19 protein-coding genes are annotated in these 22,862 nt (G+C 70.3%); 3 read left to right on the top strand and 16 right to left on the bottom strand.

All coding sequences use genetic code 11. The annotated features are described in order from the left end of the window. Positions 1-16 precede the first annotated feature (16 nt). The 5 genes from ccoN to AC07Q9_RS28265 form a co-directional block, all read right to left on the bottom strand. Positions 17-1,459 carry a cytochrome-c oxidase, cbb3-type subunit I gene (gene ccoN, locus AC07Q9_RS28285; RefSeq protein WP_495312589.1) on the bottom strand — a complete coding sequence of 481 codons (1,443 nt, stop codon included), beginning with the start codon at positions 1,457-1,459 and terminating at the stop codon, positions 17-19. Between the two features lie 87 nt (positions 1,460-1,546). Continuing rightward, positions 1,547-1,684, bottom strand: coding sequence for a cbb3-type cytochrome oxidase assembly protein CcoS (gene ccoS / locus AC07Q9_RS28280; protein WP_062481719.1), 138 nt, complete (start codon positions 1,682-1,684; stop codon positions 1,547-1,549). Next, complete coding sequence (locus AC07Q9_RS28275; RefSeq protein ID WP_495312588.1) at positions 1,684-4,014, bottom strand: heavy metal translocating P-type ATPase; 2,331 nt, start codon at positions 4,012-4,014, stop codon at positions 1,684-1,686. The genes ccoS and AC07Q9_RS28275 overlap by 1 nt, the downstream gene beginning before the upstream one ends. Positions 4,015-4,096: 82 nt before the next feature. After that, a complete protein-coding gene (locus AC07Q9_RS28270; RefSeq protein WP_495275143.1) occupies positions 4,097-4,318 on the bottom strand; it encodes a DUF1059 domain-containing protein in 222 nt (73 codons plus the stop codon). Between the two features lie 20 nt (positions 4,319-4,338). Next, on the bottom strand, positions 4,339-5,400 hold the full coding sequence (locus AC07Q9_RS28265) for a class I SAM-dependent methyltransferase (protein WP_495312587.1): 1,062 nt from the start codon (positions 5,398-5,400) through the stop codon (positions 4,339-4,341). 143 nt (positions 5,401-5,543) lie between these two features. Here AC07Q9_RS28265 and AC07Q9_RS28260 point away from each other — a divergent pair, with 143 nt between their 5' ends. Beyond that, positions 5,544-6,011 (top strand): response regulator transcription factor, encoded by a 468-nt coding sequence (locus AC07Q9_RS28260; protein ID WP_495312586.1) that lies wholly within the window; start codon positions 5,544-5,546, stop codon positions 6,009-6,011. Positions 6,012-6,035: 24 nt separating this feature from the next. Here the strand turns inward: AC07Q9_RS28260 and AC07Q9_RS28255 are convergent, their stop codons facing one another. The 11 genes from AC07Q9_RS28255 to AC07Q9_RS28205 form a co-directional block, all read right to left on the bottom strand. Next, the gene (locus AC07Q9_RS28255; protein ID WP_495312585.1) at positions 6,036-6,692 is read right to left on the bottom strand and encodes an energy transducer TonB; all 657 of its coding nucleotides are present in this window, start codon (positions 6,690-6,692) and stop codon (positions 6,036-6,038) included. Continuing rightward, positions 6,689-7,126 carry an ExbD/TolR family protein gene (locus tag AC07Q9_RS28250; RefSeq protein ID WP_495312584.1) on the bottom strand — a complete coding sequence of 146 codons (438 nt, stop codon included), beginning with the start codon at positions 7,124-7,126 and terminating at the stop codon, positions 6,689-6,691. The genes AC07Q9_RS28255 and AC07Q9_RS28250 overlap by 4 nt, the downstream gene beginning before the upstream one ends. Before the next feature lie 17 nt (positions 7,127-7,143). After that, the gene (locus tag AC07Q9_RS28245) at positions 7,144-7,572 is read right to left on the bottom strand and encodes an ExbD/TolR family protein (RefSeq protein ID WP_495312583.1); all 429 of its coding nucleotides are present in this window, start codon (positions 7,570-7,572) and stop codon (positions 7,144-7,146) included. Between the two features lie 28 nt (positions 7,573-7,600). Continuing rightward, positions 7,601-8,467 (bottom strand): MotA/TolQ/ExbB proton channel family protein, encoded by an 867-nt coding sequence (locus tag AC07Q9_RS28240; protein ID WP_495312582.1) that lies wholly within the window; start codon positions 8,465-8,467, stop codon positions 7,601-7,603. A gap of 43 nt (positions 8,468-8,510) precedes the next feature. Beyond that, the gene (locus AC07Q9_RS28235) at positions 8,511-9,662 is read right to left on the bottom strand and encodes an alanine racemase (RefSeq protein ID WP_495312581.1); all 1,152 of its coding nucleotides are present in this window, start codon (positions 9,660-9,662) and stop codon (positions 8,511-8,513) included. Continuing rightward, the gene (locus tag AC07Q9_RS28230; protein ID WP_495312580.1) at positions 9,659-12,025 is read right to left on the bottom strand and encodes an alpha/beta fold hydrolase; all 2,367 of its coding nucleotides are present in this window, start codon (positions 12,023-12,025) and stop codon (positions 9,659-9,661) included. Before AC07Q9_RS28230 ends, AC07Q9_RS28235 begins: the two co-directional genes overlap by 4 nt. Continuing rightward, positions 12,022-13,695 carry a serine hydrolase domain-containing protein gene (locus tag AC07Q9_RS28225; protein ID WP_495312579.1) on the bottom strand — a complete coding sequence of 558 codons (1,674 nt, stop codon included), beginning with the start codon at positions 13,693-13,695 and terminating at the stop codon, positions 12,022-12,024. Before AC07Q9_RS28225 ends, AC07Q9_RS28230 begins: the two co-directional genes overlap by 4 nt. Positions 13,696-13,745: 50 nt before the next feature. Further along, a complete protein-coding gene (locus tag AC07Q9_RS28220) occupies positions 13,746-15,137 on the bottom strand; it encodes an MFS transporter (protein WP_495312578.1) in 1,392 nt (463 codons plus the stop codon). 1 nt (position 15,138) lies between these two features. After that, complete coding sequence (locus AC07Q9_RS28215; RefSeq protein WP_495312577.1) at positions 15,139-17,634, bottom strand: TonB-dependent receptor; 2,496 nt, start codon at positions 17,632-17,634, stop codon at positions 15,139-15,141. A gap of 71 nt (positions 17,635-17,705) precedes the next feature. Beyond that, positions 17,706-18,704, bottom strand: coding sequence for a FecR family protein (locus AC07Q9_RS28210; RefSeq protein ID WP_495312576.1), 999 nt, complete (start codon positions 18,702-18,704; stop codon positions 17,706-17,708). Further along, entirely contained in the window at positions 18,701-19,273 is a 573-nt protein-coding gene (locus AC07Q9_RS28205) for an RNA polymerase sigma factor (RefSeq protein ID WP_495312575.1), read from the bottom strand. The genes AC07Q9_RS28210 and AC07Q9_RS28205 overlap by 4 nt, the downstream gene beginning before the upstream one ends. A 271-nt stretch (positions 19,274-19,544) precedes the next feature. On the opposite strand from AC07Q9_RS28205, the gene AC07Q9_RS28200 reads away from it, so the two are divergent. Together AC07Q9_RS28200 and AC07Q9_RS28195 are read left to right on the top strand one after the other, a co-directional pair. After that, entirely contained in the window at positions 19,545-19,937 is a 393-nt protein-coding gene (locus tag AC07Q9_RS28200; RefSeq protein ID WP_495312574.1) for an STN domain-containing protein, read from the top strand. A 194-nt stretch (positions 19,938-20,131) separates the two neighbouring features. Further along, positions 20,132-22,855, top strand: a complete 2,724-nt coding sequence (locus AC07Q9_RS28195) for a sensor domain-containing diguanylate cyclase (RefSeq protein ID WP_495312573.1) — start codon at positions 20,132-20,134, stop codon at positions 22,853-22,855. Positions 22,856-22,862 lie beyond the last annotated feature (7 nt).

The following is a 22,862-nucleotide window of genomic DNA, read 5'->3' as shown; positions in this document are numbered from 1 at the left end:
TGCGTCCTCAGTGGCTTCAGGCGTGGGCGGCGGCAACGGCCGGGATCTCGGCGCGCACCGAGCGCCCGGTGATCACGGTCATCCAGACGTTCCAGGCCATGACCAGCATGCCGCCCAGGTAGAGCACGCCGCCGATCACGCGCACCAGGTAGTAGGGGAAGGTGGCCTTCACGCTTTCGACGAAGGTGTAGGTCAGCGTGCCGTCGGCATTGATCTCGCGCCACATGAGGCCCTGCATCACGCCGGCGATCCACATCGCGGCGATGTACAGCACGATGCCGATGGTGGCCATCCAGAAGTGCACGTCGATGGCGCGCACGCTGTACATGGCGAGGCGGCCGTACATGCGCGGGATCAGGTAGTACAGCGACCCCATGGTGATGAAGCCCACCCAGCCCAGCGCGCCGGAGTGCACGTGGCCCACGGTCCAGTCGGTGTAGTGGCTCAGGGCGTTGACGGTCTTGATCGACATCAGCGGGCCCTCGAAGGTCGACATGCCGTAGAACGACAGCGCGACGATCAAAAAGCGCAGGATGGGGTCGGTGCGCAGCTTGTGCCAGGCGCCCGAGAGCGTCATCACGCCGTTGATCATGCCGCCCCAGCTGGGCGCCAGCAGGATCAGCGAGAACACCATGCCCAGCGACTGCGTCCAGTCGGGCAGCGCGGTGTAGTGCAGGTGGTGCGGGCCGGCCCACATGTAGGTGAAGATCAGCGCCCAGAAGTGCACGATCGACAGCCGGTACGAGTACACCGGGCGCCCCGCCTGCTTGGGGATGTAGTAGTACATCATTCCCAGGAAGCCGGCCGTGAGGAAGAAGCCCACGGCGTTGTGGCCGTACCACCACTGCACCATCGCGTCCTGCACGCCGGCGTAGGCCGAGTAGCTCTTCATCCAGCCGGCCGGAATGGCCGCGCTGTTGACGATGTGCAGCAATGCCACCGCGATGATGAAGGCGCCGTAGAACCAGTTGGCCACGTAGATGTGGCGCACCTTGCGCAGGCCGATGGTGCCGAAGAACACGATGGCGTAGGCCACCCAGACCACGGCGATCAGGATGTCGATGGGCCACTCGAGTTCGGCGTATTCCTTGCCGCTGGTGTAGCCCAGCGGCAGGCTGATGGCGGCGGCGACGATCACCAGCTGCCAGCCCCAGAACACGAACGAGGCCAGTGCCGGCGCAAAAAGCCGCACCTGGCAGGTGCGCTGCACGACGTGGAAGCTCGTGGCCATGAGTGCGCAGCCGCCGAAGGCGAAGATCACCGCGTTGGTGTGCAGCGGGCGCAGGCGGCCGTAGCTGAGCCAGGGAACGCCGAGGTTGAGTTCGGGCCAGGTCAGCTGCGAGGCGATGATCACGCCGACCAGCATGCCGACCACCCCCCAGACCACCGACATGAGTGCGAACTGCCGCACGACGGTGTCGTCGTAGATGGCCGCGGGAGGGTGCGTGGTCTGCTGCATCGTGGTGCCCGTAGATGTGGTTTGCGGGCAGTGTCTGCCCGCGTCGCCCGGGCAGGCTTGATGCAGATCAAGCCATCCATCGCTGTGTCAGTCGTTGTTCAGGATGCGGTCGCCTTCGACCTCGATGTCTTCGAACTGGCCGCGCTCGATGGCCCACCAGAGGCCCCCGAGGATCGCCAGAACGAGCACCACCGACAGCGGCACGAGCAGGAACAGCACGTCCATCAGGTCACCACCGCTTTCCCCGGCGCGGCCAGGCGCGCCGCGTTGAGCACCACCAGCAGCGAGCTCGCCGCCATGCCCAGCCCGGCGAGCCACGGCGGCAGCCAGCCGGCCACGGCCAGCGGCACGCACACGGCGTTGTAGGCCGCGGCCCAGAACAGGTTCTGGCGCACCACGCGCAGCGTGCGGCGCGCCTGCGCCACGGCCGCGGGAATGGCCTGCAACGCATCGCCGAGCACCACGAAGTCGGCCCGCGCACGTGACAGCGGCACGGCGTGGCCGAAGGCGAAGGAGGCGTTGGCGCGCGCCAGGCTCGGGCCGTCGTTCAGGCCGTCGCCGACCATCGCCACCTCGCGCCCGGCCGCCTGCAGCTGCCACAGCACCTCGAGCTTGTCTTCGGGTGCGCAGTCGCCCTGCACCGCCGCGATGCCGGCCTGCGCGCCGATGGCACGCGCCGCGTTCTCGCGGTCGCCCGAGAGCAGGCGCACCGACAGCCCCTGCGCCTGCAATGCCGCCACGGCCTGCGTGGCGTCGGGGCGCAGCTCCTCGGCGAGCACGAAGCTGGCGATCCAGCCGTCGGCGTCGCTCAGGTGGATCTGCGCCGCTTCGACCTGCAGCGGCGGCACCTCGCAGAAGGCCGCCGAGCCCAGGCGCACGGGGCGCGCATCGTGGTCGTCCACCGCATCGCGCCGGTGCAGCGAGGCCGCCACGCCTTGCCCCACCGTCTCGCGCAGCTGCGTCGCCGACCAGGCCGGCGGCGCGCGGAACTGCGCCTGCCAGGCGTTCACGAGCGCGCGCGCGGCCGGGTGCAGCGACAGCGCCGCGAGCGCCGCACCGATCTCCAGCGCATCGCCGGGGCGCAGGCCCTGGCGGCAGTACACGCGTTCCAGGCGCGGCGTGTCGCCCGTGAGCGTGCCGGTCTTGTCGAACACCACGGTGTCGACGCCGGCCAATGCCTCGAGCGCCTGCAGGTTCGACGTGAGCACGCCGCCGCGCGCCAGCGCGCCCGCGCTCGCGAGCATCGCGGCGGGCGTGGCCAGCGACAACGCGCAGGGGCAGGTGACGATCAGCACCGCCACCGCGACCATCAGCGCCTTGCCGGGATCGACCGCCCACCACAGTGCGCCCGCACCGAACGCGCAGGCCAGCACCGCGATGAGAAAGGGCCGCGCCACGCGGTCGGCGAGGCGGGCCAGGCGCGGCTTGTCGAGCGCGGCGTTTTCCATGAGCCGCACGATCTGCGCGAAGCGCGTGCCCTCGCCCACCGAGGCGATGCGCACCTGCACCACGGCCGAGAGGTTGTGGCTGCCCGCGAGCACGCGGTCGCCGCAGGGGCGCGGCACGGCGCGCGACTCGCCGGTGAGCAGTGCCTCGTCGGCGGTGGTGTCGCCGTCGATCACCGTGCCGTCGGCCGGAAAGGCTTCGCCGGGGCGCACGCGCACCACGTCGCCCGCGCCGAGCCGGCGCACCGCCACGCGCGTCCATGCGCCGTCGGGCCCGAGGCGCTCCACGCTGTCGGGCAGCCGGTGCATCAGCGCTTCGAGCGCGCCGGCCGTGCGGTCGCGCAGCCGCGCCTCGAGCCAGCGGCCGGTGAGCAGGAAGAAGACGAACATCGTCAGCGAGTCGAAGTAGACCTCGTGCCCCAGCGGCCCCGTGGGGTCGAAGGTGGCGGCGGTGCTCACCACGAAGGTGATGACCACGCCGAAGGTCACGGGCAGGTCCATGCCGACGCGCCCGATGCGCAGGTCGCGCCAGGCGCTGCGAAAGAAAGGCCCGCACGAGAACAGCACCACGGGCAGGCTGAGCACCCACGAGGCCCAGCGCAGCAGCTGCGCCGCATCGGCCGTCATGTCGCCGGGGCGCGCGACGTAGGCCGGGTAGGCGTACATCATCACCTGCATCATGCAAAAGCCCGCGACCAGCCAGCGCCACAGCGCCATGCGCAGTTCGCGCGTGCGCGTCTCGCGGGCGCTGCGGCTGCCGGCGGGCAGCAAGGGGTAGCCCGCGCGCGCGCTGGCCTCGAACCAGCGCGAAGGCCGCGTGGCCGTGGCCGACCACACGACGCGCGCGCGCCGGCTGGCGGCATTCACCTGCACCTCGGCCACGCCGGGCACCTGCGCCAGCGCGGCCTCGACGGTGAAGGCGCAGCCCGCGCAGTGCATGCCCTCGACCGCCACCTGCGATTCCCAACGACCCGTACCGGCCTCCAGCGGGCGGCCGAACGCGGCCCACTCGGCGGGGTCGTCGAGCAGCTGCCAGGCGTCGGCGCGGGCGTCAGCCCCCGTGGACGATGGAACGGACGGAAACGGCGCGAGCGCGGCGGAAGCTTGCATCGGGGCAGGCTAAGGGCCTTGCCGATGCAAGCGTTTGATCTGCATCAAGGTTCGTGACTGCGGCCGGGGCCGCGCAGAACCTTCAGGCGGGTGTCTTCGCAGCCTCCAGCTGCACCGGCGGCGTGCCGGCCTTGAACATGCTCGCCAGCTGCTTGCGCAGTTCGGGCGTGTCGGTGTGGCCGTGAACGGCCACGGCGTGCTGGACGGCGGCATCGAGCAGTTCGCTCTCGCTGTCGGCACAGAGCGCGACGCTGCAGTTCATCGTGCTCGGATACTCGCGGCAATCGATGTATTGGCGTGACATGGCGCCTCCTGGATACGTCCCTACGGACGAGCTTCGAAGATCAGGTTGAAGGGGGTTTCGCTGGCGCGGCGGAAGTGCGAGAAGCCGCCCTGCGAAACGACGTCGCGCAGGCGCGCTTCACCGGCCTGCGCCCCCAGGCACAGGCCCACTTCCTGCGAACGCGAGGCCGGCGTGCAGATGAAGCTGGAGGCCGAATAGAACACGCGGCCCACCGGGTTGATGTTGTCCTCCAGCCGGTCGTTGGCGAAGGGCTCGACGATCATCCATGTGCCCTGCGGCTTGAGGGTACGCCGCACGTGCGCCGCCGCGCCGACCGGATCGCCCATGTCGTGCAGGCAGTCGAAGACGGCGACCAGGTCGTAGTCTTCGCCGGGGAAATCCTTGGCGCTCGCCACTTCGAAGCGCAGGCGCTTTTCATCGTCGACGCCGGCCTTGCGCGCGGTTTCGCGCGCACGCTCGATCGACGGCGCGTGGTAGTCGAAGCCGACGAAGCTGGACTCGGGATAGGCCTGCGCCATCAGCAGCGTTGAGGCCCCGTGCCCGCAGCCCACGTCGGCCACGCGCGCGCCGCTTTTCAGCAAGGGCTCGATGCCTTCGAGCGCCGGGATCCACTGACTCACCAGGTTGGCCGCGTAGCCGGGCCGGAAGAAGCGCTCGGTGCCGTGGAACAAGGCCACATCGTGCTCGTGCCACCCGATGCCCAGGCCCGTGCGCATGGCCTGGACCATCTTGGGAATGATCTTGAACTGCGCCACGGCGATCTGGAACGCGCCGGGCACGAAGGCCGGGCTGCCTTCCTCGGCCAGCGCGAAAGCCTGTTCCTCCGTCAGCGAGAACAGCTCGCCTTTCGGGTCGTACTCGACGTAGCCGCTGGCGGCCTGGGCCGAGAGCCATTCGCGCAGGTAGCGCGGGTCGGTCTCGGTGCGGCGGGCGAGCTGCTCCGCGGTGGCGGGGCCTTCGGCCAGCGCCTTGTACAGGCCGAGCTGGTCGCCGACGACGATGGTGGCCGCATGCATCACGGCCCCGATGTCGTGGACGAAGTTACCCATGAACGCGTTAAGCCGTGTTTCGTCGATGGCCATGTGTATCCCCTTCGTCGACAGGCGACAGACGCGGCCCCTGCCTGCCTATACTGAATTCGCGGCAAGGGGCCTGCGAGCATCCTGTCTCTCGATGCGTGCAGGCGCCATACGCAGCAATGCGTATGCGCCGTGAAAGGCATGCCATGACGCACCTGTCGCGCCACGATTGGGCGAACGCGCTTCGCCTGCTGGACAAGCTGGAGTCCGGGCATCTGCCCGTGCGGCACCGTGGCGCCGACGATCATCCCCTGCACACCCCGCGCCGCGTCGCCAAGGCACCGGGCCGGCGCGAACTGCGCCGCGCGGCGCAGCAGGCCGACTACTGCCGGCGCGTGGGGCTGGAGCATGCGATGGCGGTGGCCTTCCTGTACCGGCTGGCCTGCCGCACCGCCGTGCCGTTGCCCGATGCGCAACCCGCCGGCCTCACGCCGCGCGAGGGCGATGTCATGCACTGGCTCTCGCAGGGCAAGACCGATGCCGAGATCGCCGCCCTGCTCACGATCAGCCCCCGCACCGTGCACAAGCACCTGGAGCATGTCTACGTGAAGCTGGGCGTGGAGACGCGCACGGCCGCCGTGATGCGCGCGCTCGCCATGGGCCGACCTGTCTGAAGAAGAGAGATCGGCGCCTTCCTCCTATTCGATGCGGAAAACGAACTCCTGCGTCGCCAGCACCTCCGCATCGCCCGTGGTCTGGCATTCGTAGCGCATCACCGCGGCACGCACGGCCGAGTGGTACACGCGCGGCCCCGACAGGAAGCGCACCTCCTGCACATGGCCGCCCTTGATGCGCACCTCGGCCTTGACCACGCCGCCGATGCCTTCGTCCAGCGCCTTGCGCGGCATCTCGGGCTTGACCTGCCGAGGGCAGGCCACCGCGATGTCGGTGGAGGTCGCCTTCGGCGGGGCCGGCGGCGCGGGGGGCGCCGGCGGAGCGGCCGGCGGCGGTGGCGTGGGCTCGGTGTTCTGCACGGCGGTGATCGCGGGCGCCGAGGTGGCCGGCGGTGTCACGGCCGGCGGCGGCACGTAGGCCGGCCGCGGCGGCGGCGGGGCCTTGGGCGTTTCCTGGCGCACGATCTTCTTCGGCGGCGGGGGCGGCGGGGGTGGGGGCGGCGGCGGCTTGATCTCGCTGATGATGGTCGCGTCCATCGGCTTCTTGATCAGCTCGACCGTCTGGCGCGCCAGCCCCGACACGAGCGCATAGCCCACGCCGACGTGGAACAGCACCATCACGGCGATGCCCACGGGGCCGAAGCGCGACTTGGGGTTGAAATCCTTGCGGGAGCGCTTCATGGGATGAACTGCTCCGCGCCGACGATGCCCAGCTTGCTCACGCCCGTGCGCTGCGCCGAAGCCATCACGCCGGCCACCACTTCGTACTTGGCGCGCCGGTCGGGCCGCAGGTGCACCTCGGGCTGCACGGCCTGTGCGGCGACCTGCTCGAAGCGCCGTTCCATTTCCGTACGGTCGGTCAACGGCTCGCCGTTCCATTGCACGACGCTGAGCGCGTCGATGTCGATGCGCAGCACCTCGGGCTTGAGCTCGCTGGGCGGCGGGTTGCCCGTGGACATGTTCAGGTTCACCGAATGCAGCTGGATCGGGATGGTGATGATCAGCATGATCAGCAGCACCAGCATCACGTCGATGAGCGGCGTGGTGTTGATGTCCATCATCGGCTCGTCGGAAGGCGTGCTGCTGCGCCGCCCCTGCTTCTGTTTTCTTGACATGGCTTGCTTGTCTCGTCTCAGTTGCGCGCGGGCGGCTCGGTGATGAAGCCCACCTTGGCGATCCCGGCCGCCTGGCAGGCGTAGATGATCCGGCCCACCGGCTCGTAGTCGGAATGCCAGTCGCCGCGGATGTGCACCTCGGGCTGCGGGTTCATCGCCGCCACCTTGGTGAGCCGCGCCACCAGCGCGGGCGTGTCACGCACCGGCGTGTCGTACCAGTAGGTGCGACCGCTGGCGTCCACCGAGATCACGACGGTCTCGGGCTTGCTCTCGCGCACCTCGTTGCGCTCCTTCGGCACCGCGACGGGCACCGAGTAATTGACCACCGGGATGGTGATGAGGAAGATGATCAGCAGCACCAGCATCACGTCGACCAGCGGCGTGGTGTTGATGGCCGCGATGGCCTGTTCCTCGTCTCCCCCGGAAGCCGGGATGTTCATCGCCATGGCGCAGTCCGCTTGTGTGCGCGGGGCGTCAGGCGGCGGCGCTGCCGGCCAGGATCACGGAGTGCAGCTCGCCGCTGAACTCGCGCACGTCGTCCATCACGGTGATGTTGCGGCGCAGGAGCCAGTTGTAGCCCAGCACCGCGGGCACGGCCACGGCCAGGCCGATGGCGGTCATGATGAGCGCCTCGCCCACCGGGCCCGCCACCTTGTCGATCGACGCCTGCCCGGCCACGCCGATGGCGGTGAGCGCGTGGTAGATGCCCCAGACCGTGCCGAACAGGCCCACGAAAGGCGCGGTCGAGCCCACGGTGGCCAGCAGCGACATGCCGTTGCCCAGGCGCCGCTGCACGCGCTCGGTGGCGCGGTGGATGCACAGGTCGACGAAGTCGGCGAAGTCGACCTTGCCGCGCAGGCCGTCGTGCTTCTGCGTGGCCTGCATGCCGGCGTCGGCGATGAAGCGGAACGGGCTGCCCTCGGCCAGCCGCGCGGTGCCGGCCTGCACGGTGCCCGCGTTCCAGAACTCGTTGTCGACCGCGCGGGCCTGGCGGCCCATGCGCATCTGCTCCAGCAGCTTGGTGACGATCACGTACCAGCTGCCCATCGACATGATCGCCAGAATGGCGAGCACGGCCTTGGCGACGGCATCGCTCTGCGACCAGAGCGCGCCCACGCCGTAGGGGTTGTCGACCTTGGCGGTGGCGGCATGTGCGACAGCGGGTGCGGCGGGCTTCTCGGGCACCGCCACGGGCGCCGGTGCGGTGGCAGCAGCACTCGCTGCAGCCTGCGGTGCCGGCGGCGTCTGGGCGCTCGCGAGTTGCGGCGCGCTGCCCAGGCCCAGGGCCAGAACGAAAGGCGCGGCCACGGCCGTCAGCCGCGCAAGGAATGTCTTCGTCATCGTTGTCTTCTCCGGAAAAAATAGGTTCTCTTCAGGCCGCGGCTTACCAGCCGCGCGCCTTGTCCCAGACCGCCTGCACGCCGCTGCCGGCGCCTTCCACCACGTGGTAGCGGTCGTAGGGCGCGGCCGTCATGCAGGCGTGGTGCGGCAGCACGCGCACGCGGGCGCCCAGGGGCAGCGCACGGAACATGGCTTGTGCCTCTTCATCACCCTCGCAGGCGATGAGGCCGTGCTCCTGGTGCAGCTCCGCCACGCACAGCCCGGGCAGCGGCACCGTGCCCTCGGCCTGGCACACCAGCCCGAAGCCCAGGCCGCTGCGGAACTCGGCCGCCGACTGGTCCTTCGACAGCGCGAGCCCGCCGGCGTCGATGAGCACGCGGCGCGAGCGCGGGTTGTGGCCGATCACGGTGGCCAGCACCGACAGCGCGATGTCCTCCACGCCGCAGATGCCGCGCGCCACCTGGTCGAGGTCGCAGAAGGTGTAAACGCCGGGGCGCATCTCGGTGACGCCTTCGAGCGTCTGCGCGCACACGGCCGTGGGCGTGGAGCCCACGCTCACCACCTCGACCGGGATGCCGACCGCGCGAAGCCGTTCGGCCGCATGCACGGCGCCGGCACGCTCGGCCTCGGCGATGGCGCGGATCGCCGTGCCGCCCTGCACGTGGTAGCTGTGGCCCGCATGCGTGAGCACGCCGGCCAGCGTCAGCGATTCGCTGCGCTGCACCTCGCGCGCGAGCGACAGCAGGCCGTCGTCGCGCGGACCGACGCCGCCGCGGCCGCCGCCCGTGTCGATCTCCAGCAGGACGCGAAAGCTCGCGCCCAGCGCCCGCGCGCGGGCGCCGGCCGCCTGCACGGCCTCGACGGAATCGGCCAGCAGCGTCACGCGCGCGCCGCTCGTGCGCTGGATGTCGTGCAGCGCCTCGATCTTGTTCGCGTCGATGCCGACGGCATAGGTCAGGTCGGTGAAGCCGTGGCGCGCGAAGTAAGCCACCTCGGCCACGGTCGACACCGTGAGCCCGCCGACCTGCCCGCGCGTGGCGCGCCGCGCCACCTCCGCCGACTTGGCGGTCTTCAGGTGCGGGCGCAGCGCCACGCCGTGGCGCGCCGCGCGCTGCGCCATCGCTTCGCAGTTGCGTTCGAGCACGCCGACGTCGAGCAGCAGCGCGGGCGTGGTGAGTTCGGCCAGGGGCGTCATCGGCCGGTTCCGGACGCGACCTGCGCCATCACGCCGTCGATCTCCTCGGCCACGCGCTGCACCAGCGGCGGCAGCAGCACCAGCGTCATGTGCGCCGCGCCTTCGATGCACGCCAGGCGGCGTTGCGTCGACAGCGCCGCATGCGCTTCCTGGAACTCGGGCCAGCGCTGCTGCACCGCGGCAATGGCCGGGTCGGCACCGGCCGGCAGCGGCTGCTGCTTCGCCCACAGCACGGCCAGCGGACGCGAGCCGAAGTCGGGCGACGCGGCCGCCTGGCGCGCGACGTGCGGCAGGCCGCGCACCTCGGCCACCATGGTGTCGAGCGCTTCGGGCGTGTAGGTCGCCTTCATCTGCCGCAGCACCTGCGGCATGTCGGCGAACAGGGCCTCGATGGGCGCCTGCTCCGGCGGCGGCGGGCCGCCGGCCTGGAATTCCGCGCGCTTGACGCGCTCGGCCGCGAACTGCGATTCGGGCGGGTGCTCGTACATCGCGAACTGGTCGGGGTGGCTGGCGTCGAGCATCACCACGCCGGCCACCTGCTGCGGGTACAGGCCCGCGTAGACCCGGTTCAGAAGACCGCCGAGCGAATGGCCGACGAGCACGATCGGGCCCGTCACGCCGGCGGCTGCGAGCAGCGCATGCAGGCGGTGCGCGGTGCGCTCGCCGTCGAAGGGCGCGTCGTCGGCTTCGCTCCAGCCCATGCCGGCGCGGTCGTAGCTGATCACGGGGTGCTTCGCCGCCAGCGCCTGCTGCAGCCGCGCGTAGGTCGTCGAGGCACAGCCGCCGCCGGCTTCGATCACGAGCGTGGGCTGCGCGGCGCTGGCCGCCACGGGGCCGCTGCGCTGCAGGTGCATGGCGCGGCCGTCGACGGTGTAGAGCTCGCCGGGCGCAGCCATGTGGTACGGGCGACCGGGCTGTTCCACGCGCGGCCAGTAGTCCAGGTCGCGCACGCGGTACGGCAGGTTGGCGAAGTCGGTGCTCAGCGAGGCCGGCGTCGACACGTACAGCACCGACTTGGCCAGGGGCCCGAACTCCGCATGGAAGTGCTGCGCCGACTTCACGATGACCAGCTTCTTGGCCGCCAGGTCGATGCCCAGGCCCGTGAAGAGGTCGGCGCCGATGACCTGGTTGCGCTTGCTGATGAGCACGATGTCCACGCCGTCGGCGGCCTGCACCCACACGCACGGGCCCATGGGCGTGCGCACGCCCGACAGGCCGCCCTGCGAATGCGCCTCCACCACGTTCATCACGGTCACGTGCAGGTCGATCGGATCGCCCGAGGCCGGGCCGCACTTGCCGCCCAGGCGAAGCTCGAAGCTCGCACCCACGCCCGCGTCGCGGCACAGCTGCACCGCGCCCAGGTCCCACACGCCGCCGAAGGCCACGTCGCCGATGCCGCGCTCGACCACGGCGCGCAGCATGAAGGTGCTGTCGCTGGTGGCGCCACCGCCGGGGTTGTCGGCGGTGTCGGCGATGACCACCGGACCATCCGGCGTGGCCATGGCTTTGGCGAGCGTCTCTTCGATCGAGAGCGAGGGCACGCCGGTTTCGTGGCGCAGGTCCCAGAAGCCGCGGCCGAGTTCTTCGGCGAGCTTGGCGGCCAGCGCGGGGTCGTTGTCGGTCACCACCCACAGCTTGGCGCCCGACTCGGGCACGTCGGCCCAGGGGAAGCCATGGCCCAGCGACACCGAGAGCACGCCCGGCAGCTTTTCGGCGTCCTGCATGCGGCGCACGAAACCGGCCATCGGTTCGCGCGTGGTGTGCCACTTGCCGACCATGCGGCAGTCGTGCACGGCCGTCACGGGCTTCACGCGGCCCTGCGCGGTGTCGACCACGATGCGGATCAGTTCGGTCAGGCGCTCGAACGCATCGGTGTGCGGATATTCCTTGTAGCAAATGATGGCGTCGGCCGTCTCCAGCATCTTCTGCGTGAAGTGGCAGTGCAGGTCGAGCGAGACGCCGATGGGCACGTTCGGCCCGACGATCTCGCGCACGCGCGAGATCACGTCGCCTTCGCAATCGTCGTAGCCGTCGGCCACCATCGCGCCGTGCAGCACGAGGATCACGCCGTCGACCGGGCCGGCCTTGCGCAGGTCGTCCAGGATCTCGTCGCGCAGGCGCTCGTACACGCTGCGCACGGTGCGCCCCAGCGGCTGCGCGAAGGCCAGCAGGCTCTCGACCGTTTCATGGCCTTCGGCGGCCAGCTGCCGGCGCACTTCCACGGCGTACAGGCCGTAGCCGGTCGCGTCGCGCGTGCTGGCGTCGCCGCGGAAGATGCCGTATTCCTCGTAGCTGCCCAGGCCGGTGGGGGCCGAGACGAAGGTGTTGGTTTCGGTGGCGAACAGGGTGGTGAAGAACTTCATGCGCGGGGCTCCTGGCGGGCAAGGTGGATGTTTCGCGAACGCGTCGTGGCGAACCGCAGTCCCACGACCCGGCCGCCCTGGCGCTCCACGGTGAGCACCGATTTGCCCAGCTGGGCCAGCACCGGGTCGACCGAGGCGAGCGTGGCCACGTCGGCCGACAGCGGCGTCAGCACGCACACGTGCTGGCCGTGGCGGCCCTGCACCGTGAGCTGCAACCGGCCGTCGACCAGCACCATCTGTGCGGTGGCGTCGAGGTCGGCGCTGGTGTAGTCGCCGCACAGCGCGTCGGCGAGCGACGCGGCATCGGGCGCGGTCTCGGGCAGGCGCTCGAAGCGGCGCGGCTGGCCGCCTTCATGCAGCACGAAGGCATCGGGTGCGCGCTGCGGGTCGATGTCGACGGTGTCGATCACGAGGTCGTTCGTCGGCAGGTCCTGCAGGCCCAGCCACAGCGTGCCATCGCCCTGGTTCAGGGGCCTGGCCTCGCCGGCCTGCCACGACATCGCCAGCTTGCCGGCCACGTCCGCAAAGCCCAGCAGGCCGCCCGTGGCGGGTGCGTGGTAGCGCTGGCCGGGCAACGCGGGGAAGGCGCTGGCCAGCGGGCGCACCTCGGGCGGCGCGAGCGCGTCGCCCAGCAGCAGCTCGATCACCTTGAGGGCCAACGCCGACGGCGACACGGGCGCGCCGTTCACCATGGCGATGATGTCCAGCCCGTGGCGGGGCACGCTGATCATCTGCGACTGCGCGCCGAGCACGGCGCCCGCGTGGTGCACGATCTCGACGCCGCGGTACGGGTGGCGCGCCAGGCCGAAGCCGTAGTTCACCTTCGAACCCGACGACAGCGTGGTGGGCGCCGACAGCAGCGCCCAGCTCTTCGCGCTGCCCACGATCTTCTCGCTGCCGTGCATGTGGGCGAGCCAGCGCAGCATGTCGTCCGCCGTCGACACCAGCGAGCCGCCGCCGTCGAGTTCGCACGGGTACAGCCCGCGGCGCCAGCCGCCGCCGGGCGCGGGCATGTACAGGCCGGCCATGCCGGGGACCACGTCCAGGTCGGTCACCACCGACGAGGTGTCGGCCATGCCCAGCGGGCCGAACAGGCGCGCCTTCAGGAAGTCGTTGAAGCTGCGGCCACTCACGCGCTCGACGATCTTGGCCAGCAGGAAGTAGCCGCCGTTGCTGTAGACCATGTGCGTGCCGGGCTCGAAGTTCAGCTCGCTCTGGCGCGCCATGGCCGGCAGGCCCGGGCCGGGCAGCGTGAACGTGAGGCCGTGCGCAATGGCCCACAGCTCGTCGTGGCCGCGCCAGCCGCTGGTGTGCGTGAGCAGGTGGCGCAGCGTGGGGCCGTTGGCGCTCAGCTGCGGCAGCTCGGGCAGGTATTTCTGCACTGGGTCTTCCACGTCGAGCAGGCCGTCTTCGGCCAGCAGCAGCACGGCCATGGCCGTGAAGTGCTTGCTGGTGGAGGCGATGCGCATGCGCGTGGTCGGCGTGAGCGCCACGCCCATCTCCAGGCTGGCCATGCCGACGGCGCGGCGGTACAGCAGGCGGCCATGCTGCGCGATGGCCAGCACCAGGCCGGGCGCATCGCTGCGGTTCAGGGGCGCCACCAGCGCGTCGATGGCGGCCAGTGCGGAAGCGGTGTCAGGAAGAGGAGCTGAAGGGTGTGGTTGTGACATGGAGGAACAACGAACGATGAAGGGGGGAGCGGAATCTCGACGCGGCAGGCTCAGTTCGGCTTCGCTTCGCGCATCAGGCGAACGAACGGGCCTTCGGCGGCACGCAGCACCATGGCGCCCAGGCTGCCGCCGACCAGCGTGGTCACGACGATGGACACCGCCAGCCCGTTGGGCATCGACTTGAGGGCGTCCGACAACATGCCCACCACCAGCGGCCCCACCACGCCGAAGGGCAGGCTGGCCAGCGTGAGCATGGCGATGGTGCGGGCGCGCAGGTGCGGCGGCGCCGCGTCCTGCAGCACGTTGGGCAGCAGCACCGCGCTGCCGATCAGCGGCACCACCAGCAGGCCCAGCAGCGCGAAGTTGTGGTTGGCCGAACTCGTGAACAGCAGCAGCGTCGACATCAGCGCCGCCGAGAGATTGCCCAGCATGATCAGGCGCAGCGCCGCGGCCGGCCCCATGCGCGGCTGCACGTAGCGCATCGACAGCACGCCCAGCAGGCCGCCGGCCACCGTGCCGCACAGGAAGGCCAGGCCCATGCCCTGCCCCATCTGCACCGGCGTGACGCCGTAGGTGCGCGCCGTGAGGATCGGCAGCCAGGTGCCCAGCGAGCTCAGGCCCACGCTGGTCAGGCCCACGCCGACCACCAGGCCCGCGAAGGTGCGCCAGTGCTGGCGCAGGTGCTGGCGCAGGGTCGTGGCGCCCGGCGCGTCGGCGGCCGCTGCCCCCGGCGTTGCCTTGGCTTCCTGTGCGCCGCCGCGCGGCGTGCGCCGGATCGACAGCACCAGCAGCGTCACCGGAATGCCGGCGCTGGCCAGCACGAAGAAGGTCAGGCGCCAGGCTTCGAGCTGCTGCATCGCGACCGGCAGCCAGGGCCGCAGGTCGTCGGTGAGGTGCACGATGGTGCCGCCCAGCAGCGCGCCCAGCGCACTGCCGAAGATGGCCGACAGCGCGAACACCGCATTCGCCAGCACCCGCTGCGCCCGCGGGAACAGGTCGGGGATCATGCTGTTGGTGATGGGCGTGAGGCCCGCCTCGCCCACGCCCAGGCCGACGGAGGCGACGAACAGCACGCCGTAGTCCATGGCCGTGCCGCGCATGGCGGTGGCGGCGCTCCACAGCACCACGCAGGCCGCGAGCACCACGCGCCGGTCGTAGCGGTCGCTGAGCCAGCCCAGCGGCAAGGTGGCGATGCCGGTGAACAGCACGATGCCCGCGCCCTGCAGCAGCCCGAGCTGCGTGTCGGACAGCGACAGCGTCTGGCGGATCGGCTCCGTCAGCAGCGTGAGGATGACCTTGTCGATCGAGCCCAGCACCGTCGCGATGATGAGCACCGCCAGCGCATACCAGGCGCTGGTGGGCGCCTTGCGGGTCGTTTCCAGGGCCGCAGGGGCGGCCGCATCCAGCGGCATCGGTGCCGCGAACGGTGGGAGGCCCGACATGTCAGAACGGAACGTTGACGTTCACGCCGATGGTGCGTGCCGGCACGAGCGCCGCGGTCACCAGGTTCGGGTTCGCGTTGAGTCCGGTTTCGATCGACACGATGCCGCGCTTGTTCGTCAGGTTGCGCACGTAGGCCGAGACGCTGAAGCGCTTGAAGTCGATTCCCGCCTGCAGGTCGACCAGCGTGTAGGCCGGCATGTTGATGCTCGGGATGGCCGTGCTGCCGCGGTAGCCCGCATCGCGCTTGCCGGTGTAGCGCGCGCTGATGCCGACATAGGCCGGGTGGTCGGCCAGGCTGAAGTTGCGCGTCACGCCCAGCGTGGCGGCAAAGCGCGGCGTGTGCGGCAGGCGCGCGCCGGCCTTGGCGCCCAGGCCCTTGGCATCCTCGGTCAGGCGCGCATCGACGGCCGCGGCATTGGCGGTGAAGCGCCATTCCTTGCTGGGCTTCCAGTTGAGCGTGAGCTCGCTGCCCTTGATGCGGGCCGCGCCCGCGTTGGTGACGAACACGAAGGCGCCGCTGCGCGTGGGCTGCTGCACGCCGGTCCACTCGATGTCGTACAGCGCCGCCTCCAGCGACAGCGTGCGGTCCAGCAGGTCGGCCTTGTAGCCCAGCTCGTAGCTCCACAGCGAGTCGGAGTTGTACATCGGCTGCACCACGTTGCGGTCGGTGTCGGCCTTGAGCACATTGGGACCGCCGGGGCGGTAGCCGCTGGCCGCGCGGAAGTACATGGTGCTCGTGTCCGACAGCGTGTACTTGGCCGCGGCCAGGTAGGTGGTCGGGCTTTCCGACGAGGTGCCGGCGGCACTGGCGGCGACCGACCCGACGAGCTGACCGGTCTGGCGGCTGGCGTACTTCTGGTTGTTGCGCGCCAGGCGCACGCCGCCGGTGAGCGAGAACCTGGGCGTCACGTTCCAGGTGACGTCGCCGTAGGCCGCCTCCTCGCGGTAGCGCGAGGACTGCGTCGAGGTCAGCAGGCCGAGGCTGCGGCCCCCGATCAGGTTGGCGTCCATGACGCCGTTGTTGCTGCCGCGTTCGCGGTTCAGGTACAGGCCCGCCAGCCACTCGATGGTGGTGCCCGAACGCGAGGTCAGGCGGAACTCCTGGCTGACGCGGTGCTGCTCCACGGCGCTGTTCACCGGCACCGAGGCCACCGGCACGCGCAGCGCACTCAGCATCGGCCCGTAGCGGCCGGTGACGTCGACGACGTTGTTGATCTTCACGTCCTGCGCGGAGGTGATCGAGTTCAGGCGGGCCCAGCCGAAGTCGTACTCCACGTCCAGCCCGAACAGCTGCGTGAGGTTGCTGTACGACTCGTTGGCCGACAGCTGGCGCGTGCGCTCCCGCGTCCAGGGGCGCAGCGTGCGCTGGTCCATGTCCTCGAAGCCCAGGCCCTTGCGATGCACGTCCTGCACCGTGCCCGTGAGGCGCACCGTGAGTTCGCGCGTGGGCGTGAGCAGCAGCGAGACCCGGCCGCCGTCGGTGTGGCCGCGGTCGATGTTGCGCCCGCGCGCCAGGCCCGTGGCGTCGTAGCTGCCGCCGAACTGGTCGGTGAAGGCTGCGAAGCGCACGGCCGCCACGTCTTCCTTGAGCGGCACGTTGAGCACCGCGCCGGTCGTGAAGCCCGGACCGCCGCCCTGCGTCCACGAGGTGCCCAGCTTCACCGATCCCGCGAACTCCATGGTGTCGGGCTGGTTGGTCACGTACTTGAGCACGCCGCTCATGGCGCCCGCGCCGTACAGCGTGCCCTGCGGGCCGCGCAGCACCTCGATGTGGCTGAGGTCGAGCATGCCCATGTCCAGCGGCGTGTTGCCACCGCTCGCGCCGGCCGAGCTCATGCCGGTGGCCACGTCGTCCACGTACACGCCCACGGTCGCGATGCCCTGCACCGGGCCGGTGGTCAGCCCGCGCATGGTGAGCGTGCCGCCCACGCTGCCGCTGCTGGTGAGGTTCACGCCCGGCTGCTCGGCCACGTAGTCGGCCAGGTTCTTCGCGCCCGCGCGCTCCAGCGTCTGCGCCTTCATCACGTTGACCTGCATCGGGATCTCGCGCACCGGCTCGCGGCGGCGCGTGGCCGAGATGGTGACGCTGTCGAGCGACTGCGGCGCTTCTTCGGTCAGCGGCTTCGCAGCGGCCGCCGTGTAGATCACGATGGCGCCGTCGTCACCGCGGCGCGTGCGCAGCGGCGTGCCTTCGAGCAGCCGCGCCAGCGCGTCCTGCGGCGAGAGCGCGCCCTTCACGCCACGCGTGGCCACGCCCTTCACGTCGTCGACCTTGTAGAGCAGCTGCACGCCGCCCTGCGCAATGTAGGCGTCGAGTGCGGTCTTGAGATCGCCACCGCTCACATCGAAGCCCTGCGCCGGGGTCTGTGTCTGCGCGTGCGCGGCCATGCCGCTCGCCAGTGCCCACGCGCCACCGATGACCCAGGGCCGAAGCCCTGCCCAATAGGTTCTCTTCTTCAAGGACGGCAGGCCGGGGCGGGGCGCGGTGCGATTCATTGTGTGTGTCTCCAGCGTGGTTATTTGTTTGGGTACCCACTGAGACGAATGCCCCGTCACATTCCGGTAATTTACGGATTCGAAATTCTTATTTCGTTGCCGCTCTCATGCGCAGCAAGCCCGAAGCCCTGCTTGAGAAGGCCCACGAAGCCGCTCATGTTGTTCGCATCGAAGCTGCCGCCGATGCGCACCTGCGCGATGACCGGGTCGGCGATCACGAGCTTGCGCAGGTTGTAGCGGTTGAACTGCGCGGCCGCGTCGCCCAGCGTGGTCTGGTCGAACACGAGCTTGCCTTCGCGCCAGCTCAGTTCGTCGTCGACCTGCTTGGGTGCCTTGGACATCACGAGCACGTTGTCGGCATGCGTGACCGCCGCCTGGTTGCGCGTGAGCACGGTGGGCTCGGTGCCTCGGGCATCGGGCTTGGCCGCGGCGATCTGCACACGCCCTTCTTCCACCGTCACGTTCACCTGGTCGCCCTGGCGCCGCACGAGGAAGCGCGTGCCCAGCACGGTGATGCGGCGGTCGCCGGCAATGACGACGAAGGGGTGCGCCTTGTCGTGCGCGATGTCGAAGTAGGCCTCGCCCGCGTCGAGCCACACCTTGCGCCCGCTGTCGTTCACGGCCGTGCGCACCTGCGTGGCGGTGTTCAGCGTGAGCTTCGAACCGTCGGACAGCGCCACCGACTGGCGCGCGCCCACGGCCGTGGCGTAGTGCTGGCCGCGTTCTTCCTGCGTGTACTGCCAGCCGAGCCAGGCGGTGCCCGCGGCGGCCACCAGGACGCCGGCGGCGATGCGTTGCAGCGAGAAGCGCGACAGGCGTGGCGCCGGCCGTGCCGCCTGCGGCTGCGGTGCAGGCGCCGGCGTAGGGAGGGGAATCGTCGGTGTGCGCAGCGCGCCCAGCCGGTCGCCGCGCTCCCAGGCGCTGGACAGCCGCAGCCAGGCCACGCGGTGGGCGATGGAGGCGGCGATCCAGGCGTCCAGCTGCAGCTGGTCGGTGTCGGTCCAGTCGCCGCTGTCGCGGCGGGCCAGCCAGTCGGCGGCCAACGATTCGATGCGCTGGGCGTCGCTCATGTCGATAGCCTCCGCTCGTTCTGCGCTCGCCCGAAGGCCTTGGTGTCCAGCTGCACGCCGCCCGACAGCAGGGCGTCGGCCAGCGCGCGCACGCCGCGCGAGACCTGCCGCTCGACCGTGTCCTCGGTGATGCCCAGCTGCGTGGCGACCTCGCGCTGCGAGAGCCCGTCGATCTTGCGCATCTCGACCACGCGGCGGCACTTGGAGGGCAGCGCGTCGAGCGCCGCCTGCAGCAGCCGCAGCTCGCCGCGGCCGGCGGCGTGGCGTTCGGGCGTGAGCTCGTCGGCGGAGAAATCGAGCGCGTCGAGGTCGGCAATGATCTCGATGGAAACGATCTGCGCGCGCCGGGCGCGGTCGATCAGCAGGTTGCGCGCGGTGGCAAAAACGAAAGGCTTGACCTGGTCGGGCATGGATCTGGAGGCGGACTCGTAAATGCGCACGTAGACGTCCTGCCGCAGGTCGGGCACTTCGGCGTCGTCGCGCCAGTTGCGGCGAAGGAAGCGCGTGAGCGCGGCTTCCATCGGCAGCACCTCGCTGACGAACCAGGCGTCCAAGTCACTGAGAACCACAAAGCGCTCCTGGAAATTGAAGGGCCGAAAGGAGAACGGCAGGCCGCCGGGATTGGCGACAGACAGTGAGACGAACGGCCCGAAGATTTCCGGTAACGCGCAAAGGCCCGCCGGCGAAATTTCTTCCAATTTCCGTGTCCGGCGGTGGCTCCCCAAATTCTAGAAGGCACGGCCCAAGGGCTTTTCCCCCTTGCCCCGTTACCGGAAAGTGCCCGCGAACTCGTCTCACCGGGGGCAGAAGAAAAACCAATTCGCGGAAACACAGACCGACATGATTCGAATCCGGAGGCAGCCCCCCACCCTCCTTGCCCTCTTCATCACCCGCCCCCGCCTCGCCCTCATCGCCGCCGCCGGCCTGCTGGCGACGGGGCTGGCCTTCGCCCACGCGCGGGAGTTCGACGTGAAGAGCGGCGAGCTGCGGCCCGCGCTCGACGCCTACATCGCCCAGTCGGGCGTGCAGCTCATCTACAAGATGGAAGACGTCAAGGACCTCTCGACCCGGGGCATCAGGGGAAAGATCGCCACCGACGCGGCGCTGGACCGCCTGCTCGACGGCACCCGCCTGCGCGTGCGGCGCGGACAGGACGGCGCGATGGTGCTCATTGCGCCGGCCCGCTCGCCCGCGGCCGCGCGTTCGGAGCCGCCGCCGCGCACGGTCGAGTAATACGATCGACTTCACCCGTCGTGCGCGGGACAACGCCGTCGCCGTTCGGCCCCGCGAGATGCACCGGAATGGCGCGCATTTCTCGCACTTTCTGACACACTAGCTGCGCAACGCGCGAAGGGTGTGTGCCGTGCCCCCCTGGCCGGCCCGGCCGGTGGTCCCCGCCGCTTCGCTGCACCGCCCGCACGACGCCCATGAAACTCTTCGCGACCGCGAAACGCCGCATCAGCCTGAACACGCGCCTCAGCGTCGGCGTTGCGGCCGTCGTGCTGGCCACCACCTTCATCATCGCCACGGTGGCGCTGCACCTGGTCAAGAACCGCATGCAGGCCTCGATCGCCAACGAGGAGTTCGCGCGGCTGTCGGCCATCGCGAGCGCGGTGGAGCAGAAGTTCGCCAGCCGGCGCATCCTGCTGAAGACGGTCGCCGAAAGCGTGAGCTCGCACGGCATCACGAACGCCGCGCCGCTACAGCCCTTTCTCGAAAAGCACCAGTCCCTGCGGGCGGCGTTCGACAACGTCGCCTTCCTCGACACGGACGGCGAGCTGGTCGCCAACCTGAACGGCGCGCAGCAGATCGGCAAGGTGAACGTGAAGGACCGCGCGTACTTCAAGGACACGGTCGCCGCGCGCACCGGCCTGATCTCGCAGCCCTACCGCAACCGGCTCAACGGCCTGGCGCAGGTCGCCATCACCGAGCCCGTGCTCGATGCGGCCGGCCGGGTGCTGTTCGTGATCTCCGGCTCCATCAACCTGAAGGAGCGCAACATCCTGGGCGAGCTGGCCGACGTGCGCTTCGGCCAGACGGGCTACGTGTTCATCACCACCGCCGACGGCGTCGTGATCGACCACCCGCTGGCCGACCGCGTGCTCAAGCAGGCCAACATGGCCATGGCCGACGACGCGCCCGACCTCGACCGCGCGATCGGCGGCTTCGAAGGCACCATCGAAGGCGTCAACCATGCGGGCGTGCCCGGCCTGTACGCCTTCAAGCGCATCCGCCAGACCGACTGGATCATGGGCTCGATGTACCCGCGCCACGAGGCCTTTGCCCGCATCGACGCCATCGAGCGCAGCGCGTGGATCGGCGCCATCGTGCTGGCGGTGCTGGCCGGCGCGCTCGCGCTGGCCGTGGTGCGCCAGCAGCTGCGCCCGCTCACCGGGCTGCACCGCCACATGCTCGACGCCCACGCGGCGCCCACGCAGGCGGCCGTGGCGCGCACCTACCCGGACGACGAGATCGGCGACCTCTCGCGCACCTTCGACCGGCTCATGCAGCAGCACCAGGCCAGCGAGAAGTTCCTGCGCGACATCACCGACAACCTGCCGGCCATGATCTCGCACGCCGATGCGCAGGGCCGCTACACCTTCGTGAATGCGCGGCTGTGCGAAGAGCTGGGCTACAGCGCCGAAGAACTGGTGGGCCAGCCCGTGCAAAGCATGAGCGGCCTGCACGACGACCCGACGCTGGAGAACAGCCTGCGCCGCGTGCTGTCCGGCGAGGCCGTGTCCTTCGAGCGGCGCGGCGCCGCGCACCGCGACGAGGAAGAGCACTTCTTCCAGACCGACCTCATCCCCGAGCTCGACGCGCAGGGGCAGGTGTGCGGCTACTACGCGATGACCTTCGACATCACGCAGCGCAAGCGCATCGAGCTCGAGCTGGCGCACAGCGAGGCGCAGATCCGCACCATCGCCGACAACATTCCCGCGCTGGTCTCGCACGTCGACGCCGCGCTGTACTACACCTTCGTCAACGCCAAGGTGCGCACGCTGCACCGCGGCGACCCGCTGGTCGGCCGGTGGATGCCGGCGGTGCGGGGCGAGGCCGATTTCGCGGTGGTGCGCCCCTACATGGAGCGCGCGCTGGCGGGCGAAACGGTCATCATCGAGAAGGCCGGCGATGTCGCGCTGGGCATCGGCGACCGCACCTTCAAGGCCCACTACATCCCCGACCAGGACGCCGAGGGCATGGTGCACGGCGTGTTCGCGATGACCTTCGACATCACCGACGAAGTGAACATCCGCCGCGCCCTCACGCAGCAGGAAAAGCGCCTGCGCGACGTGACCGACAACATCCCCGCGCTGGTGGCCTACTTCGACCGCGACGAGAACTGCCTGTACGGCAACAGCCGCGCGCGGCGCATGGCGGGCCTGGACGACCGCGCGCCGCTCAAGGGCGTAACACTGCGCTCGGCCGTGGGCGAGACGGTGTACATGCAGCACACGCCCCACCTGCCCACGGTGCTCGCCGGCAAGGCCACGCAGTACGCGGTGCAGGTGCCGGTGAACGACCGCGAAGCGCACTTCCAGGTCAACCTGATTCCCGACAAGGACCTGGCGGGCCGCGTGCCGGGCTTCTACCTCATGACCTTCAACGTCACGGCGCTGAAGGAGGCCGAGCGCAAGCTCATCGAGCTGGCGCGCATGGACGTGCTGACCGGCCTGCCGAACCGGCTGGCCTTCAACGAGCAGTTGCCCGCGGCGATGTCGCGCGTGCGCCGCGCCGAAGGCGGCATGGCGCTGATGTTCCTGGACATCGACCACTTCAAGGCCATCAACGACACCCTCGGCCATTCCACCGGCGACGGCGTGCTGGCCGAATATGCGCGCCGCCTGCGCGCCAGCGTGCGCGAGACCGACACCGTGGTGCGCCTGGCCGGCGACGAGTTCGTGATCGTGCTGGAGAACGTGCACTCGCAGGACGCGGTGGCGGGCGTGGCGCACAAGATCGTCACGCAGATCGCGGCACCGGCATTCCCCGTGGAAGGCCGGCGGCTGGACGTCACGACCAGCATCGGCATCGTGTTCGTCGAGACGGTCGATGCCAGCGTCGGTGCCGGCGAACTGCTCGCGCGGGCGGACACGGCGCTCTACGCGGCCAAGTCGCAGGGCCGCAACCGTTTCGCGTTTTACCGTTAGCGTCGGC

It is taken from the genome of Variovorax sp. GW821-FHT09A10, assembly GCF_059418385.1.
The sequence above is the reverse complement of the archived record's forward strand: the minus strand, read 5'-3'. Positions and strand labels throughout refer to the sequence as shown.

Excerpts from the sequence above, each read along its gene's own strand:
- AC07Q9_RS28195 (WP_495312573.1), top strand. The coding sequence starts at position 20,132 with ATGAAACTCTTCGCGACCGCGAAACGCCGCATCAGCCTGAACACGCGC.
- AC07Q9_RS28210 (WP_495312576.1), bottom strand. The coding sequence starts at position 18,704 with ATGAGCGACGCCCAGCGCATCGAATCGTTGGCCGCCGACTGGCTGGCC.
- AC07Q9_RS28275 (WP_495312588.1), bottom strand. The coding sequence starts at position 4,014 with ATGCAAGCTTCCGCCGCGCTCGCGCCGTTTCCGTCCGTTCCATCGTCC.
- AC07Q9_RS28270 (WP_495275143.1), bottom strand. The coding sequence starts at position 4,318 with ATGTCACGCCAATACATCGATTGCCGCGAGTATCCGAGCACGATGAAC.
- AC07Q9_RS28220 (WP_495312578.1), bottom strand. The coding sequence starts at position 15,137 with ATGTCGGGCCTCCCACCGTTCGCGGCACCGATGCCGCTGGATGCGGCC.
- AC07Q9_RS28245 (WP_495312583.1), bottom strand. The coding sequence starts at position 7,572 with ATGGCGATGAACATCCCGGCTTCCGGGGGAGACGAGGAACAGGCCATC.
- AC07Q9_RS28225 (WP_495312579.1), bottom strand. The coding sequence starts at position 13,695 with ATGTCACAACCACACCCTTCAGCTCCTCTTCCTGACACCGCTTCCGCA.
- ccoN (WP_495312589.1), bottom strand. The coding sequence starts at position 1,459 with ATGCAGCAGACCACGCACCCTCCCGCGGCCATCTACGACGACACCGTC.
- AC07Q9_RS28200 (WP_495312574.1), top strand. The coding sequence starts at position 19,545 with ATGATTCGAATCCGGAGGCAGCCCCCCACCCTCCTTGCCCTCTTCATC.
- AC07Q9_RS28265 (WP_495312587.1), bottom strand. The coding sequence starts at position 5,400 with ATGGCCATCGACGAAACACGGCTTAACGCGTTCATGGGTAACTTCGTC.
- AC07Q9_RS28250 (WP_495312584.1), bottom strand. The coding sequence starts at position 7,126 with ATGTCAAGAAAACAGAAGCAGGGGCGGCGCAGCAGCACGCCTTCCGAC.
- AC07Q9_RS28230 (WP_495312580.1), bottom strand. The coding sequence starts at position 12,025 with ATGAAGTTCTTCACCACCCTGTTCGCCACCGAAACCAACACCTTCGTC.
- AC07Q9_RS28255 (WP_495312585.1), bottom strand. The coding sequence starts at position 6,692 with ATGAAGCGCTCCCGCAAGGATTTCAACCCCAAGTCGCGCTTCGGCCCC.
- ccoS (WP_062481719.1), bottom strand. The coding sequence starts at position 1,684 with ATGGACGTGCTGTTCCTGCTCGTGCCGCTGTCGGTGGTGCTCGTTCTG.
- AC07Q9_RS28215 (WP_495312577.1), bottom strand. The coding sequence starts at position 17,634 with ATGAATCGCACCGCGCCCCGCCCCGGCCTGCCGTCCTTGAAGAAGAGA.
- AC07Q9_RS28235 (WP_495312581.1), bottom strand. The coding sequence starts at position 9,662 with ATGACGCCCCTGGCCGAACTCACCACGCCCGCGCTGCTGCTCGACGTC.
- AC07Q9_RS28240 (WP_495312582.1), bottom strand. The coding sequence starts at position 8,467 with ATGACGAAGACATTCCTTGCGCGGCTGACGGCCGTGGCCGCGCCTTTC.
- AC07Q9_RS28260 (WP_495312586.1), top strand. The coding sequence starts at position 5,544 with ATGACGCACCTGTCGCGCCACGATTGGGCGAACGCGCTTCGCCTGCTG.